The 16,497-nt window shown below is 69.8% G+C and carries 13 protein-coding genes and 2 pseudogenes; 9 read left to right on the top strand and 6 right to left on the bottom strand.

Features of this window, described 5'->3' with window-relative positions; genetic code table 11:
- Positions 1–3: 3 nt before the first annotated feature.
- A complete protein-coding gene (locus ACWD3I_RS40795) occupies positions 4–1,029 on the bottom strand; it encodes an amidohydrolase family protein (RefSeq protein WP_365399986.1) in 1,026 nt (341 codons plus the stop codon).
- Positions 1,030–1,209: 180 nt separating this feature from the next.
- Here ACWD3I_RS40795 and ACWD3I_RS40790 point away from each other — a divergent pair, with 180 nt between their 5' ends.
- The 5 genes from ACWD3I_RS40790 (at position 1,210) to ACWD3I_RS40770 (ending at position 6,475) form a co-directional block, all read left to right on the top strand.
- Positions 1,210–1,887: a response regulator transcription factor gene (locus tag ACWD3I_RS40790; protein WP_365399989.1), complete on the top strand. Its 678-nt coding sequence runs from the start codon at positions 1,210–1,212 to the stop codon at positions 1,885–1,887.
- A gap of 11 nt (positions 1,888–1,898) precedes the next feature.
- A complete protein-coding gene (locus ACWD3I_RS40785; RefSeq protein WP_365399992.1) occupies positions 1,899–3,311 on the top strand; it encodes a sensor histidine kinase in 1,413 nt (470 codons plus the stop codon).
- A complete protein-coding gene (locus tag ACWD3I_RS40780; protein ID WP_365399995.1) occupies positions 3,308–4,288 on the top strand; it encodes a TAXI family TRAP transporter solute-binding subunit in 981 nt (326 codons plus the stop codon). Before ACWD3I_RS40785 ends, ACWD3I_RS40780 begins: the two co-directional genes overlap by 4 nt.
- Before the next feature lie 136 nt (positions 4,289–4,424).
- Positions 4,425–4,604 carry a hypothetical protein gene (locus ACWD3I_RS40775; RefSeq protein ID WP_365399998.1) on the top strand — a complete coding sequence of 60 codons (180 nt, stop codon included), beginning with the start codon at positions 4,425–4,427 and terminating at the stop codon, positions 4,602–4,604.
- 509 nt (positions 4,605–5,113) lie between these two features.
- The gene (locus tag ACWD3I_RS40770) at positions 5,114–6,475 is read left to right on the top strand and encodes a sialidase family protein (protein WP_365400001.1); all 1,362 of its coding nucleotides are present in this window, start codon (positions 5,114–5,116) and stop codon (positions 6,473–6,475) included.
- 87 nt (positions 6,476–6,562) lie between these two features.
- Here ACWD3I_RS40770 and ACWD3I_RS40765 read toward each other — a convergent pair whose 3' ends face one another.
- The 5 genes and pseudogenes from ACWD3I_RS40765 to ACWD3I_RS40745 form a co-directional block, all read right to left on the bottom strand.
- A complete protein-coding gene (locus ACWD3I_RS40765; RefSeq protein ID WP_365400004.1) occupies positions 6,563–7,255 on the bottom strand; it encodes a response regulator transcription factor in 693 nt (230 codons plus the stop codon).
- Between the two features lie 22 nt (positions 7,256–7,277).
- Entirely contained in the window at positions 7,278–8,456 is a 1,179-nt protein-coding gene (locus tag ACWD3I_RS40760; RefSeq protein WP_365400007.1) for a sensor histidine kinase, read from the bottom strand.
- Positions 8,457–8,572: 116 nt separating this feature from the next.
- Complete coding sequence (locus ACWD3I_RS40755; RefSeq protein ID WP_365400111.1) at positions 8,573–10,783, bottom strand: MMPL family transporter; 2,211 nt, start codon at positions 10,781–10,783, stop codon at positions 8,573–8,575.
- Between the two features lie 543 nt (positions 10,784–11,326).
- Positions 11,327–12,349, bottom strand: coding sequence for an LLM class flavin-dependent oxidoreductase (locus ACWD3I_RS40750; protein ID WP_365400010.1), 1,023 nt, complete (start codon positions 12,347–12,349; stop codon positions 11,327–11,329).
- A gap of 285 nt (positions 12,350–12,634) precedes the next feature.
- Positions 12,635–12,847, bottom strand: a pseudogene (locus ACWD3I_RS40745) (DUF7677 family protein); the annotation flags it as partial.
- Between the two features lie 222 nt (positions 12,848–13,069).
- Between ACWD3I_RS40745 and ACWD3I_RS40740 the strand changes: the two are divergent.
- The 4 genes and pseudogenes from ACWD3I_RS40740 to ACWD3I_RS40725 all read left to right on the top strand — a co-directional run.
- A pseudogene (locus ACWD3I_RS40740) lies at positions 13,070–13,260 on the top strand (IS1380 family transposase); the annotation flags it as partial.
- A gap of 355 nt (positions 13,261–13,615) precedes the next feature.
- Entirely contained in the window at positions 13,616–15,322 is a 1,707-nt protein-coding gene (locus tag ACWD3I_RS40735) for a PHP domain-containing protein (RefSeq protein ID WP_365400013.1), read from the top strand.
- A complete protein-coding gene (locus ACWD3I_RS40730; RefSeq protein ID WP_365400016.1) occupies positions 15,319–15,831 on the top strand; it encodes a hypothetical protein in 513 nt (170 codons plus the stop codon). Before ACWD3I_RS40735 ends, ACWD3I_RS40730 begins: the two co-directional genes overlap by 4 nt.
- Positions 15,832–15,998: 167 nt before the next feature.
- The gene (locus tag ACWD3I_RS40725) at positions 15,999–16,436 is read left to right on the top strand and encodes a glutaredoxin domain-containing protein (protein ID WP_365400018.1); all 438 of its coding nucleotides are present in this window, start codon (positions 15,999–16,001) and stop codon (positions 16,434–16,436) included.
- Positions 16,437–16,497 lie beyond the last annotated feature (61 nt).

The following is a 16,497-nucleotide window of genomic DNA, read 5'->3' as shown; positions in this document are numbered from 1 at the left end:
GGCTCACCGGCCTTGGCCCTTCAGCAGCGCGTCCAGGCGGGGATACACCGCGCGGGCGTTGTGCTCCTGGATCGCCGCCAGGTCGTCGGCGGGCAGGGCGGCCGCCTTGGCGTAGCGAAGGGTGTCGTCGAAGGGGTGGCCGGTGCACGGGTCGACCGAGCGGACGGCGCCGATCATCTCCGAGGCGAAGAGGATGTTGCGGGCCGGGATGACGTCGTAGAGGAGGTCCGAGCCGGGCTGGTGGTAGACGCAGGTGTCGAAGTAGACGTTGCCCAGGACGTGTTCCTCCAGGGGAGGCTTCCCGAGCGCCATCGCCAGGCCCCGGAAACGGCCCCAGTGGTAGGGGACCGCACCGCCGCCGTGCGGGATGACGAGCCGCAGGGTCGGGAAGTCTGCGAACAGGTCGCCCTGGACCAGCTGCATGAACGCCGTGGTGTCGGCGTTGAGGTAGTGCGCGCCGGTGGTGTGGAAGGCGGGGTTGACGCTCGTACTGACGTGGACCATCGCCGGGATGTCGTACTCGACCATCTTCTCGTAGACGGGGTACCACGAGCGGTCGGTCAGCGGCGGCGCGGTCCAGTGACCGCCCGAGGGGTCGGGGTTCAGGTTCAGCGCGACGGCGCCGAACTCCTCCACACAGCGGGTGAGTTCGGGAACGCAGGTGGCGGGATCGACGCCGGGCGACTGCGGAAGCATCGCGGCGGGCACGAAGCGTTGGGGATACAGCCGGCTCACGCGGAAGCAGAGTTCGTTGCAGATCGCCGCCCACTCGGCGGACGTCTCGAAGTCCCCGACGTGGTGCGCCATGAACGACGCGCGGGGCGAGAAGACCGTGACGTCGATGCCGCGCTCGTCCATCAGCCGCAGCTGGTTCGACTCGATGCTCTCGCGCAGCTCGTCGTCGCTGATCCGCAGGTCCGCGCGGGCGGGGGCGGCCGTCGGGTCGGTGAGGGAGGCGATCTGCCGGTTGCGCCACGCCTCCAGGGCCGGCGGGGCGGTCGTGTAGTGACCGTGACAGTCGATGATCATTACGGCGTCCTTCTCAGGCTGCTGGGTGCCGTGCAGCCTGGCCCCGCCCCGCACCGGCCCACGAGAGGCCCGGACGCGAAACTAACCTCCCCTTAACACTCCGGCCGGTGCCCGGCCGCAGTGGTCTACATTCGGCCGTAGGCAGTGACAGGTGCGGCCGAAAGAAGGGAGGTGGGCGGGGTGCAGATACTGCTGGCCGAGGACGACGACGGCGTGGCCGCGGCGCTCGTGGAGGTCCTGTACGACCATGGCCACGTCACCAGGCGCGTCCGGTACGGCAGAGACGTGCTGACCTACCACCGCAGCTCCGACCTGCTCCTTCTCGACCTGGGACTGCCCGACACCGACGGCCTGGACGTGCTGCGCACCCTGCGTGCCGTGAGCGACATGTCGGTGGTGGTGCTCACCGCCCGCGGCGACGAGCGCTCGGTCGTACGAGGACTGCGGCTCGGCGCCGACGACTACCTCGTCAAGCCCGTTCGCCTGCCCGAGCTGCTCGCCCGGATCGACGCCGTCACCCGGCGGAACAAGGCAAGGACCGGCCCGACCGCACGAACGGTCCGCGCCGGTGACGTCGAGGTGGACCTTGACGCGCGCCGGGTCCGGGTCGGCGGGCAGGAGGTCGAGCTGACCGTCAAGGAGTTCGACATCCTCGCCGTGCTGGCCGGGCGCGCCGGCGAGGCGGTCAGCCGCGAGCAGCTCCTGGACGAGGTGTGGGGCGATGCCCGCCACGCCGTGTCCCGCTCCCTGGACGTCCACCTCACGCAGTTGCGCGCCAAACTGCGCCGCCCCGAGCTGCTCACCACGATCCGGGGCTTCGGCTACCGCTTCGGGGACGCCCGGGATCTGCGGGCCTGAGGAGCCGACGCGTGCGTACCCGGGTCCAGGCCGCCCTGCTGCTGTTCGTCGTGATCGCGGTGGCCGCGTTCGCCGTACCGCTGCTGCTGTTCACCGCGTCCGACCGCACCCAGGAGCTGGCTCTCGCCCGCAGCGCCGACCTCGACCGCTTCGCCTCCCTCATGGACCAGGCCGCGGCGACCGGCGACACCTCGGCCCTCACCGCCGAGGCGCGCCGCTACACACAGCTGTACGGGGAACCGCTCGTCGTCACCGACACGCGCCGCAGACCGGTCGTCCAGACGGGCGGGATGCGGGCCGCCGACCCGGATGTCGCCCGGCTCCTCGACGCGGCGCTGCGCAACCAGACCGCGCATCCCACGGGCGCGCTGCGTCCCTGGTCCCGGGGGTATCGGATGTTCGCCGAACCCGCGGGCACCGGGACCCGGGTCTCCGGGGCCGTCGTGCTGCGGGCCTCGGTCGCCGACGCGGCGCAGGACATCACCCGGCGCTGGGCCGCTGTCCTGGTGGGGACCGCTCTGGTCGCCGTCGCCTGCACGGTCCTCGCCCGGGCCGCGACGGGGTGGGTGGTCAGCCCGCTGCGCCGCCTCGACCGAGCCGTCGGCCAGCTCGCCGCAGGGCTTCCCCCGGAACAGACCAGGGCAGGCGGCCCACCGGAACTGCGCCAGCTGGCGACCGGCTTCAACCGCATGGCCCGTACGGTCACGGCGGCCCTGGAGCAGCAGCGCCGGCTCGTCGCCGACACCTCCCACCAGATGCGCAACCCCATGGCGGCGCTCAGGCTCCGCGTCGACGCCCTGCACAGCCACCTGCCCGCGTCCGCCGACCGCACCTACAGCGGAGTCACCACCGAACTCGACCGTCTGGAGAACCTCCTCGACGACATGCTGGCCCTCGCAGCCGCCGAACACCGGGCCGGGGAGCTCACGGTGACCGACGGCTCCGGCGCTCGCTGCGACGCCGCGGCGGTGGCGGCCGGCCGGTACCAACTGTGGGAGCCGGTCGCCCGCCGCGCCGGAGCCCGCCTCACCTTCCCGGCCGCCGCGACCCCGGTCCTGGCCGCCTGCACGGAGCGCGAACTCGCCCAGATCGCGGACATCCTCCTGGACAACGCCATCAAATACGCAGGCCCGGGCGCCCGGATCGCACTGCGCTGCACCGCCCAAGGCACTCTCGCGGTCCTCACGGTGACGGACGACGGTCCCGGCCTGGACACGGAGGAACTCGCCCTGGCCACCACGAGATTCTGGCGCTCGGGCCGACAACGACAGGACGCGGCAGCGGGTACCGGGCTGGGGCTGGCCATCGCCGAACAGCTGCTGGCGGGGCGCGGAGGGCGCCTCGAGCTGGGCTCGGCACGACCGCGTGGGCTGCGGGCCAGAGCGGTCGTACCGAGCGCGCCGGATGCCGGAGGCACGCGGTGAACCGCCGTACCGTCCTCCAGGCCGCACTCGGCACGGCAGCCCTCGGTGTCCTGGGCGGCGCGCTCACGGCCGACACTCCCCGGCGGCGTCCGGTACCCAGTGGCGTCCTGCGCTTCGCGACCGGTGAGCCCACGGCGTTCTACGAGGCTTTCGGCCGCCTTCTCGCCGCAGAGCTCACAGCGGCGTACCCCCGTCTGGAATGCCGCGTCCGCACCACCGCGGGCAGCGCCACCAACATCGAACTGCTCCGCGACCGCCGCGCCGACCTCGCACTCGTTCTCACCGACACCGCGCGGGCCGCCCAGGGGACGGACCTCTTCGCGCACCCGGTGTCCCTGTGCGCGATCGGTAGGGTGTACGAGACCTACCTCCAGTTCGTCGTCCGCGCCGACTCACCCGTGCGCACGGTGTCCGACCTGGCCGGACACACCGTTTCGCTCGGAGCCGGCGGATCGGGCGCGGCCCTGCTCGGCGAACGGATCCTGCACGCGGCAGGTCTCACCCCTGGCACCGACGTCCGCGTACTCCATCTCCCCCTGGCCGACGCGGCCGACGCGATACGGGTGGGCTCGGCCGACGCCCTGCTCGTCGCGGGCGGTGTACCGCTGCCGGTCCTGTCCGACCTCGACGAGCATCCTGGCCTGCGGTTCCTGCCGTTGGCCGGACTGCTGCCCCGGCTCGGCGGGCACGACGGCCGGGCCGGCTCCGGGCTGGAGGAGGTGTCCTTGCCGCAGAGCGCGTACCGGTCGGCGGGCGGAGTCGCCACCATCGGCGTGTCCAACCTGCTGGTGTGCCGCCCCGACCTTCCCCGCACCGTCGCCGACGCGCTCGCCCGTCTCCTGGTCCACCGCGCGACCGCGCTCGTCCCCGACAACGCCGTCGGCACCCAGTTCCTCGATGTCGGCAGTCTGATCGGCACGGGGGGTATCGCCCTGCACCCCGGGGCGGTCGCGGCGTACCGGTCACTGCACGGCTGAGCCGCTTCGAGGGCCGACCGCCGTGCGTGTGAGGAAGGGGGAGGCATGGGTGGTTGTTGACAGAGGTGTCGGCGAGCGGAGTCCGGGCCGCCGCGACCGCCCCGGGGGAGTTCGATCGCACCTTCAGCATGCACGGGTGCCGTGGTCTGCGATGGAGATCGTCACCCCGCAGGATTCCGAGGCCCGTTACGGCCAGAAGGTCACCGGGGCCGGCCGGCGCGACTGGATCGGCTGTCGCGATCACCTGACCGAGACCTGCGACGAGTCCCGCCCCGACGGCATCGTCCAGGTCGTCACCCCCACCAAGCGGCCGTGACCTGGAGCATCTTCTTGCTCGGCCCGGTCCGTGAGGACCCACAAGCCACTCAGCGGCCGGGCTTCACGAAGGAGGACTTCCGCATCGGCTGGGAGGATCGCATCCTCGCCTGCCCGAACGGCATCACCAGCCCGCCCTGGAAACCCCCTGGGCGATCCCCGTCATGTCCTTGGTCAGGACGTCGAATGGTGAGTGTGGTGGGCATGTCAATATTGCTGTGGCGGGAGATGCCCGGTTCCGCAGCATGCCAGAGCAGTACTGGCCGGCCTGCGCCTGCACGACGCCGTCCTTCCTGAGGTCCTGCCATTCTCTGATGGCTCACGGACACCCAGGGCCCCGACTCATCACCCCACGATGCCAGCCAGGACCGCAGCGTGCCGTCCGGCCACATGTCTTGGCTGACGGTGGGGCGATGCCGCACCCGGCCGGATGCCCTCCAGTTGGGCCGTTTCAGGTCCCGTGCCCTGCAAAGAACCCCGTTGTGCCAGACGTGAAAGTCGAGGATCGACATGGTGCTGTTCAGTAGTTCGTCCACGAAGTTAAGTGCGGCGGCATTCTCTGCGCTGTTCCTGTTGTGCGGTTCACCCGCCGCCGTGTCGGCACCGCAGGATGCGGGCGGCCATGGGGCCGTCCACGAGGTCGACGTAACCAGCATGCCGTCCACCAAAGAGGGCCAGCCGACGGTCGCCGTCAACCCGCGGAACCCGAAAAACCTGGTCTTCGTCTCGACGATCTTCCCGCCTTCGCCAGGCCTGGAGCCGGTCGACGGCGGGTGTTTCCTCGCCTACTCGAACGACAGGGGCGACACGTGGACCCGGGTGGCGTGGCCCCTGGGTGACGCGGCGCCCAAGTGCGGTGAACCGAGCGTGCAGTTCGACGCGAAGGGCACCGTCTACGTGGACAACAATCAGGTCAGCTCGGGTCTGGACGCGAACCTGGTGAACCACAATCAGGTCGCGAAATCCACGGACGGTGGGCGGACTTGGACCGATCCGGTGTCCACCCCGCTTCTCCTCGGCGGCGCCCCGAAGATGCGGGTGGACGTCGCGACCGGCAAGGTCTACGCGGTCGCGGGAGCGGCGTGGGAGTACCCGAGCGCGGTCTCGGTCAGCTCTGACGGCGCCAAGACGTTCAGCAAAGACTCGCGGGTGATCCCGGGCCCGATGCCCTGCATCGAGGTGGCGCCGGGCATCCCGCTGGTCTGCGGCTATCCGGGGCGTGCGATCGCTGTGTACGGCGGGATCCTCGCGTCCGCCTCCCAGGAAGCGGGCGAGCCGGTGAATTTCCACGTCAGCCACGACGACGGCAGGACGTGGACGAACACAACGGTGGACGACGGCCAGGGAACACCGGTTGCTGCGGGTACCGGGTCCCTGGTGCCGACTCCGGGCCTGGGCGCGGCCGCTGACCCTGTCCCCTGGGTGGCAGCCGACCCGTCTCACCGCGGCCGGTTCGCCGCCATGGTGCCCCGGGACTCCAACACCCTGGAGGTCTACATCACTCCGGACGCCGGCCGGACCTGGACCGGGCCTTCCGTGATCTCCACGCCGAACGCCCAGCGGCCGGCGATCGACTTCGGCGCCAATGGCGATCTGGGCGTCATGTGGCGTACCACCACCGGCGACGCGTTCTCGGTCGCCTCCTTCGACCACGGACGCTCGTTCAGCGTCCGGGTGCAGGTCAACCAGGTGACCGAGCCGGTCGGTGAGACGGGTCCTCCCGGTGACCGCTGGTCAGGGATCACCCTCGCCGACGGGTACGCGTACGTCACCTGGGCCGACGGGCGCAACAACTCCTCTCTCGACTCCGTCATCAGCCGGGTGCCGCTCACGCTGTACAAGAAGCGCTCCGCGGCCAAGGCGACGAACTGACAGCCGTCGGAATGTCGTGCCAGGCCGAAACCGGCCTGGCCTGCGGTGCCTGCGCGCTTCTAGTGGTGGCGTCGGGAGCTGTCGCTGTTATCGGTCGTCAGTGGCGCCGTTGGTCCGGGGCCGGGGGTGTACGAGGCCGCTCTGGTAGGCGATGACAACGAGTTGCGCGCGGTCGCGGGCGCCGAGTTTGTTCATCGCCCGCTGGATGTGGGTGCGGACGGTCAGGGGGCTGAGGACGAGGTCGTCGGCGATCTCCGCATTCGCCTTGCCTTCCGCGGCCAGGGCCATCACTTCGCGTTCCCGTGCGGTGAGTGCGGTCAGTTCCGGAGGCGGGTCCGACTGGGGGTCGGTGGTGGTGAGGAAGCGGGTGATCAGGGTCCGGGTGGCGGCGGGGGACAGGAGGGCCTCGCCGGAGGCGACCGTGCGGATGCCGTCGAGAAGGGTGTACGCGGAGACGTCCTTGCCGAGGAATCCGCTGGCCCCGGCACGCAGGGCTCGGGCGACATATTCGTCGGTCTCGAAGGTGGTGAGGATGAGCACGCGGGTGGCGGCGAGGTTGGGGTCCCGGCAGATGGCGGTGGTGGCGGCGAGGCCGTCGGTGCCGGGCATGCGGATGTCCATCAGGACGATGTCGGGACGGTGGGCACGGGTGAGGACGACGGCCTGCGCGCCGTCGGACGCTTCACCGACCACCTCCATGTCGGGATTCTCCTCGATGAGGATCCGGAACGTGGTGCGCAGGAGTTCTTGATCGTCGGCGAGCAAGATGCGGATGGTCATGGACGGGTGTCTTTTCCAGGAGTCAGTGGAGGATCGGCAGTTCGGTGGTCACGGTGAAGCCGCCGTCGGCCCGTCTTCCGGCGTCGAATCGGCCGCCGGCGGAGTGAGCGCGTTCCCGCATGCCGATCAGGCCGAACCCGTCGCCGGGACCGGCCGGACTCGGCTCGCGGACGGAGGGCTCGTTGGTGATGGTGACGGTCAGCCTGTCGCGGCCGTAGGACAGCCTGACCTGCGTGGTGCTTTTCGGCGCGTGCTTGGTGACATTGGTGAGGGCCTCCTGGACGATCCGGTACGCGGTCAGGTCCACGCCCGGTGACAGCTGCTGTGGTTCACCGTCGACGACGACCTCGACACCGAGACCGGCCGCGGTGAAGGAGTCGACGAGGCTTGCCAGTTGGCCCAGACCGGGGGTCGGTTCCGTGGGCGAGTCGGGGTCGTCCGGCCGGCGCAGGAGTCCGACGGTGGCCTTGAGCTCGCGCAGTGCCGAGGAGGTGGTGGAGGCGAGCTGGGCGACCATGGGGGCGACTTTGTGCGGGCTGGTCTGCGCGAGGAAGGTGGCGGTGCCGGCCTGCGCGTTGGCGAGCGCCAAGTGGTGGGCGACGACGTCGTGCAGCTCGCGGGCGATCCGTACGCGCTCTTCGGCGACGCGGTGACGGGCTTCCTCCTCACGGCTGTGTTCGGCGTACGCGGCCCGCGCCTTGACCGCTTCCAGATAGGCACGCCGAGTCTGCGCCGCCGTCCCCAGCGCCACCGGGAGCAGCAGACACAGGATCGGATTGATGATCGCCAAGGGCCAGGGATGTCCGTAGCGGTCGCCGAAGACCACCGGCAGCACGATCACTGCCGTCATGGCCAGACACCACCCGTAGGCGATTCTGCGTGGCATCTGCACGGCCAGCTCGTACAGAGCCGCGATGACCGGCGCCAGCAGCATCGGAGTGAGCAGATAGCCGACTGCGCCGGCCGCGCCGGCACACACCGCCGTCACCATGAGTACGGTCCGGGGACGCGTGCGGCGCCACAGCAGGGCGAAGGAGGCCACGACGGCCGGCGGCAGGGCGGACCACCAGCCCAGTCCGTCGGCATAGCTGTCACTGCTGTAGAGGGCCACCGGCCCGGACAGCAGGCACAGCACAGCGATGAGCAGCGTGTCGACGGCGTGCGGATGGTTCTGTGCGTAGTGCTGCCAGCGGGTGGTCATCAGGTGCTCCGGTCGGGGGGTGTCTCATCCATGATCGGTCACAGAGCGCGGCGACACCCGCAGGGCTTCCCAAGAAGACACGGGAAGCCCTGCGGACCACACACGGACATGCCGGTTCAGTTCAGCGCCGGTGCCCTGTCGGCGGCCGGCTTTGCGACGTCGGCCCTCCCGTCGGAGAGAGCCTCACCTTCGATGTCCACGTGTGGCAGGCGTCGGTCGAGCCAGTGCGGCAGCCACCAGGCCTTCTGCCCGAGCAGGGCCAACACTGCCGGAACGAAGACCATCCGGACGAGGAAGGCATCGAACAGCACGGCCACGGCCAGGCTGAAACCGATCATCTTGATCATGGCCAGTCCGGCCCCGACGAACCCGGAGAAGACAGCGATCATGATCAGTGCGGCGGCCACCACGACACGGGCGCTGTGCCTGAACCCGCTGACCACGGAATCGGCGGGCCGCTCCCCGTGGACATACGCCTCCCGCATCCGGGAGACCAGGAACACCTCGTAGTCCATGGCCAGACCGAAGACGATGCCCACCATCATGATCGGCATGGTGCTCATGATCGGCCCGGTCTGCCGCAGGCCGATCAGATCGGCCGCCCAGCCCCACTGGAAGACGGCGACGACCGCGCCGAGGGCGGCGAGCACGGACATCAGGAACCCGACGGCGGCCTTGAGCGGCACGAGCACCGAACGGAAGATCACGAGCAGCAGCAGGAAGGCCAGCCCCACCACGACCGCGAGATAGGGGACGAGCGCGTTCTGCATCTTCTGCGCGACGTCGATGTTGACCGCCGTGGTGCCCGAGACCAGGAACGTCGCACCGGTCGCCGAGCGCAGGCTGTCGCGCTCGCCGCGGATCGCCCTTACCAGGTCCTTGGTCTTCTCACTGGTGGGTGCAGTGGACGGAGTCGCAGTGAACAGGGCGGTATCACCGGCCGGGTTGAAGCTCGCGGCCGAGACGGACACGACCCCCGTGGTGTCGGCGATCTTCCCCCTGATCGTGGCGAGCGCCGTCTTCGGATCCTTCACACCCTTCGCGTCCACAACAACGCTCAGCGGACCGTTGAAGCCGGGACCGAACCCCTGAGCGAGCTCGTCGTAGGCCCGCCGTTCCGTGGTCGCAGTCGACTTCGACTCGTCCCCGGGCATCCCCAGCCGCAGGTCCGTCACCGGCAGCGCCAGGGCCCCCAGCACCGCGGCAGAGGCGAGCAGCACCGGCACCGGGCGGCGCAACACGAACTGAGCCCACCGGGTTCCGGCATTCTTCGCCGTGCCGCGGCTCTTCTCCTTGCCCTTGCGGATCCGGCGGGCAAGAACGGCGTTCGGGAACAAGCCCAGCAGCGCGGGTACGAGGGTCAGTGCGATCAGGACGGCGATCACAACGGCTCCGGCCGCCGCCAGACCCATCTTCGTCAGCGTCGGAACGCCGACGACCGCGAGCCCCGCCAGCGCGATCACCACCGTGAGCCCGGCGAACACAACCGCCGAGCCTGCCGTTCCCACGGCCACGCCGGCGGCCTCCTGCGGGGTACGGTCCTTGGCCCGTTCCTCGCGATACCGGGACACGACGAACAGCGCATAGTCGATACCGACCGCCAGGCCCAGCATCGACGCCAAGCTGCTGCTCGTCGTGGACAGCCCGAACGTGCTGCCGAGCGCCATGATCGACACCATGCTGATGCCGACCCCCAGAACGGCCGTCAGCAGCGGCAGTCCGGCAGCCGTCATGGAACCGAAGGTCACCAGCAGCACCAGCGCGGCGATGGCGATACCGATCGCCTCACTCGAACCGCCGGCCGCGGGCTGACTGGCAAGCACCGGGCCGCCGACATCCACCGTCAGGCCCGCCTTACGGGCCTCGTCCACGGCCGTCCGCAGGTGCTGCTTGGTGGAGTCGGTGATGTCCTTGGACTTCGCCTTGTAGGTGACGATCGCGTAGGCGGTGGAACCGCTCTTGCTGACCGCACCCGCCTGGAAGGGGCTGACCACGGCCTCGACCTGACTGCCCTCGCCGGCCTCATCGACCAGCTTCTCGATCGTGGCGCGGTTGTCGGAGGCAGTGACTTTCTGCCCCTGGGCAGCGACGAAGACAATCTTGGCCGATGCCGTGTCGGCATTGTCGGAGGTTCCGGGAAATCGCTCCTGCAGCAGGTCATAGGCACTCTGCGCTTCGATGCCGTTCATCGAAGCCGTGTCATCGGGAGGCGCGGGCGCCTTGGCCGAGGTAAACCCGACGGCGCCCAGCACGACCACCCACAGGGCAGTCACAAGCCAGCGTCGTCGAAAGGCCATGCGGCCCAGTCGGTAGAGAAGAGCAGCCACGGGACGGAGGTCTCCACATCTGATTCGGGTACCTCCCCAGGCTCTCCGCCGCAATCGCTCCCGTCTGCCTGCTCCCGCCGACACTTCGGCTACTGAAACGGCAGTACCGCCCTCCTGAACCGGCAGTACCAAACAACCGTGCGGGCGGAAGGCAGCCACAAGCGTCTTCGCCCACGTCACAGACGCCATCGACATCCGCCACCGCTGGAATCGGCGACGCCAGCGTCCACGTGAAAGACCGATCCCGTTCGTCGGAAGATGCGCTGAGCTCGCGGAGCGGCCCGCGCCGCCAGGACATGAAGGGCAGCGCGTCCCTGGCCGCTGGTGCCCGCTGGCCAGCGCGCTTCACGGAACGTGCCGAGGAGCCGGTTCCTGATGAGCGTTGACAGAAGCGGGCCTCTGGTCACCGAAGTGGCCGCCGTGCAGGTCTTCAGGGAGGGCAGGCGGCGAGGCCGGTGAACGAGCCGTACAGGCGTGTAGTGCATGAGCCCGTACGGTGCACCGGCCGGTCACGTCGTTGCGTGGCGCGCCCTGCCCTTGTGTTCAGCGCCAGCCCAGTGCGGGAGCGACATGGGTGAGGATGCTTTCGATCACGTGGGCGTTGTAGGCGACTCCGAGCTGGTTGGGCACGGTGAGGAGCAGCGTGTCGGCGGCGGCGACCGCTTCGTCCTCGGCGAGCTGCTTGATCAGCATGTCGGGCTCGGCGGCGTAGGAGCGGCCGAAGATTGCACGGGTGTTGGCGTCGATGTAGCCGATCTGATCCTTCGAGTTGGACTCGCGGCCGAAGTAGGCGCGGTCGCGGTCGTCGACCAGGGCGAAGATGCTGCGGCTGACCGACACCCGCGGCTGGCGGGTGTGACCCGTCTTGTGCCAGGCCTCGCGGTAGGCCTCGATCTGCTTGCGCTGCTGGACGTGCAGCGGTTCGCCGCTCTCGTCGTCCTTGAGGGTCGAGCTCTGCAGGTTCATCCCGAGCGTGGCCGCCCACGCCGCGGTGGCGTTCGAGCTCGAACCCCACCAGATCCGGTCCCTGAGGCCCTCGGAGTGCGGCTCGATGCGTAGCAGTCCCGGCGGGTTGGAGAACATCGGATTGGGGTTGGGCTGCGCGAACCCCTCGCCCTTGAGCGCGTCGAGGAGGCGCTCGGTGTGGGCGCGTGCCATGTCGGCGTCGGTCATGCCCTCGGAGGGCACATGCCCGAAGTGACGCCAGCCGTCGATGACCTGCTCCGGGGATCCCCGGCTGAGGCCGAGCTGGAGCCGGCCTCCGGAGATCAGGTCCGCGGCGCCCGCGTCCTCGGCCATGTACAGGGGGTTCTCGTAGCGCATGTCGATCACGCCGGTGCCGATCTCGATCTGGCTGGTCCGCGCGCCGATGGCCGCGAGCAGCGGGAACGGCGAGGCGTACTGTCGCGCGAAGTGATGGACCCGGAAGTACGCGCCATCGGCGCCCAGCTCTTCCGCGGCGACCGCGAGGTCGATCGCCTGGAGAAGGGAATCCGCCGCGGAGCGCGTCTGCGACTGTGGCGACGGCGTCCAGTGTCCGAAGGACAGGAACCCGATCTTTTTCATATCCCTTTCAACAATCAAGGTCGGCGTTGATTCCCTGCCACCCCTGCGGCGGCACCACGGACCAGGAACGCCGTCGGATGACGGACGTTCTGCCGGGAGCCCCCGTCTGGAGCGCCTGCCTGCGCAATTCCACCTGGCACCTACAGCACCCCTGCGGTGAGGCCGGAGCCCGAGCCGGGCCGGTCTGCGGTCAATGGAGCCGGCATTCCCACGGCTCGATGTCCGACTTTCCCGGGGCAGCTTCCCGGTGCAGTACCGGAAGAGCCAGGCTGCAGCCCGGCGCTCCGCGTACTTCTCGTTCACCGGTTCTCCCCGCTCATCCAGTTCGAGGACGTCGGCGAAGACGGCGAGGCAGATCTCCATCTGGGAGGGCGACTCACGCAACTCCTCCCAGTAATCGATCCCTTCCAGCATCGGGTGGCCCACCGTCCCCCGGGCGAGCCATCCAGCAAAGCGTCGGAGGGCTCCGGAAGCACCATGGCTGAGATGCGAAGGCATGCGAAGAATCCAGCCTCCCCAGGTTGATCGTCGGCCTCCCGCCGCAGGAGGCGACGGACTCTCATGAGGCGGTGCCGATGGTTTACGGGGCGCCGATTTGGCCTCGGGCTGTCACGAAGGGGCCTGTCCGAGGCTTGATCACACTCGCGAGAAGTGCTCCGGATCCGGAACGACAGGACGTGTCGAGGGTCCAACTCGCGCCGTGGAAGAAGTGCCTCTCAGGTGAAGAAGCGTTTCGGGTGGCACCCGCGTATCCGCGTTGAGGGCGGCGGTCGTGGAGTGGTCTCGCAGGCCCGGAGCGTGCTGCTGGGGGAGCAGGCCGAACGACGGGCCTGGACACGGAGATGTCCGTGGCCCAGGCACCGTGGCGCAAACCGCGGGGGGTGCACGATCCCGGCAAGAACCTGCTGGATGAGGATCGACCTGGTCGGCGATCGCGAGCTTGGCGGGTGTCTCTTTTGGCGATCGCGCCTCGATTGCCACGCGCACCAACCGCTCAAGATCGTCTTCTTTCGAGCCTCATGCGCGGATCTCTGCTGCCTGGGTACGGGCTCGCAGGTGTCGCGGCAGACTCGGCATACGGCGGTCAACCAGCCTTACGTACAAGGCCGTTGGGCGGGGGTCGAAGTGGCGATCTGCCGCGTGCGGGGCGCCCGTCGGTCATTCCCCGCTCGTCCACCGTTCATCTGTCGCCTTGATCCTCCACATACGCGGCGCGGTTGCGCGGCGGAAGGCAGCCGCAGAAGGCAGCGGCAACCAGGAGGCGTCATGGGGCACGGACATCACCACCACAGACACGATGACGATCACGGTCACGCGCACCAGGCGGCCTCCGCCCTGCCCGCGACCTTCGACCCCTCCGTGCCCGACGAGGCCCTCACACCCGAGGAGCAGTCCCGCCGCACCCTGCTGCGCCGGGCCGGCCTGCTCGGCGCGGGACTGGCCGCCGGCAACGTCCTCGCCGGTACCACGCCGGCCGCCGCCGCGCCCACCGCAGCCTCCGGCCGCCGGCGGTCCCACGGCATGCTGTGGCTGGCCGGCGACCACCACATCCACACCCAGTACAGCAGCGATGGCAAGTACCGCGTCGTCGACCAGGTCCGCCAGGGTGCCCGGCACGGCTTGGACTGGATGGTCATCACCGACCACGGCAGTACCACGCACGCCAAGATCGGCGTCGACAAGGTGAACCCGGACATCAAGGAGGCCCGCGCCGTCTACGAGGACACGCTGGTCTTCCAGGGCCTGGAGTGGAACATCCCGGCCGCCGAGCACGGCACCGTCTTCGTGCACCCCGGCAAGAACGAGGTCGCCGTCCTCAAGCAGTTCGAGACCGACTACGACGGCAGCGTGAAGGGCGCGAGCGACTCCACGCCCGCCAACGAGGCGCTGGCCGTCGCGGGCCTCAACTTCCTTGCCGAGCAGGTGCAGCGCCGCAAGGTGAAGGACGCGCTGATGCTCGCCAACCACCCGGCTCGGCGCGGTGTGGACTCCCCGCACGAGATCCGGGGCTGGCGGGACGCGACCGGCTCGGGCCGCCAGATAGCTGTCGGCTTCGAGGGTGCCCCCGGCCACCAGGCCGCCGGCCTGCCCGCGCCCCTCGGCATGGCTCGCGCCCGCGGCATCTACGACAACAGCCCCAGCGCCGGCTCCTTCGCCGGCTACCCGCTGGAGAGCTACCGCACCTGGGGTGGCTTCGACTGGATGACCGCCACGGTCGGCGGACTGTGGGACAGCCTCCTCGCCGAGGGCAAGCCGTGGTGGATCACCGCCAACAGCGACAGCCACCAGGTCTACGGTGACACCGCCGTGCGGGGGCCCGGTGGGGACTTCAACGCCAACGGGCGGTACGAGGACCCCGTCTACGGCGGCAAGATCGACATCACCCAGGGCGACTACTGGCCCGGCCAGTACAGCCGTACACATGTCGGCGCCGACGGCTTCTCCTACGCCGCGGTCATGGACGGCATCCGTGCCGGCCGGATCTGGGTCGACCACGGACAGCTCCTCAGCGGCCTGGACGCCCGGGTGTCGGGCGGCGGCCGCTGGGCCACGCTGGGCGGCGCCCTGCACGTGAAGAAGGGCGCGAACGTCACGCTCACGGTCGACGTGGCCCTCGCCGACGGCCCCAACTGGGCCGGATACGTGCCCAAGCTGGCGCGCGTGGACGTCATCCAGGGCGATGTCACGGGACCGGTCGCGGACAAGGACACGTTCACCGCCCCGACGGCGAAGGTGATCCGCTCGTACGAGGTGGACGAGTCCTCCGGCGTCGTCCGGCTCACCTACCAGCTCGGCCGCGTGGACCGCCCGCTGTACGTCCGTCTGCGCGGCAGCGACGGCAACCGGACCGCCGTCGGAGCGATGGGCGCGGCGGTCGACCCGGCGGGTCCCGCGATCGACGTCGTGGGCGACGCCGACCCGTGGCTCGACCTGTGGTTCTACTCCAACCCGATCTGGGTCCTGCCGTCGTGACGCAGTACGCCCTCACGGTGGACCCCGGGATCCGCGATCTGCGTGCGGCCGATCACCTGCTCCAGGAGCTGGCCGCCGAACTCACCCTTGCTGAAGGCGTGTTCGGCTGCACACACCTGGTACGGGGAGACCGCCCGCGCGTCGCCCTCTCTCTCGCCGTGCCGTCCGAGCCGCTCCTGCGCACCGTCCAGGAGCGGCTCACGGCCCGGGGCCACGAGGTGCAGGACGGTCTGCCCGACCCGGTGGGCCGTGCGGTGCTCTACCCGGGGGCCGCCGCCCTCACCAGCACGCTGACGGTCACGGAGCTGCTCGCGCGCTCCGCGATCGACCGCGTGACGGTACTGGGCGCCCACGGCACGCCCGCCCCCGGCACGTTGCTGGTGACGCGCGACCACGTGCGCCCGCAATGGCAGGACGGCGAGCTCGTACTGACGGCCATGCCGGCGGCTGGGGGAGCCCTCGTCCCGTTCGAGGTGCCGGAGCCGACCCCGTGCTGCGCGGACCACTGACACCCCGCGCCACGGCGGCCGTTTGCCCTCGGATGGCCTTCGTCGTGGTCACGTGTGTCCTTGGTCGGAGTACATGATCTGACGAAGGCCGCCTCAGCGTCCGGCGAACATCGAGGTGAGCGGCCTGGTTCGAGGAGCATTTCGGCTCATCGATAGCCTGCGTCACCATGATGCGCGCTTGGATCTTGCCGATGCTGCTTGTGCTCTGCGGCTCAGCCGTCGCGACTGAGCTGATCTCCGAGGGGAGCCTCGGCACAGCCGCAGCCGTCCTGTTGGCGTTTCTCGTGCTCGCCGCCGTCAACTCGCCCCTGATCTTCCCGAGGTCGATCGGTGCCCGGGAGGCACAACGCCGCAGCGCGGTCGACGGCCGGCCTGTCGTCTTCTGGCGGCCGGGTTGCACGTACTGCATGCGACTGCGCATCCGGCTGGGCCGCAGAGCCCGTCAGTTGCACTGGGTCAACATCTGGCGCGACCCGGCAGGAGCCGCAGCAGTGAGGGCAGCCAACAACGGCAACGAGACCGTGCCGACCGTCGTCGTGGCGGGCCAGCCACACACCAACCCCGATCCCGAATGGGTACGCGAACAGCTCTCACCTCCCGCGTGAACAGAATGAACCGTGCCCTACCGGAAAGACGCCCGCCGACCCAAGTGGACACAGGCTGTAG

It is taken from the genome of Streptomyces sp. NPDC002817 (assembly GCF_053592055.1).
The sequence above is the reverse complement of the archived record's forward strand: the minus strand, read 5'-3'. Positions and strand labels throughout refer to the sequence as shown.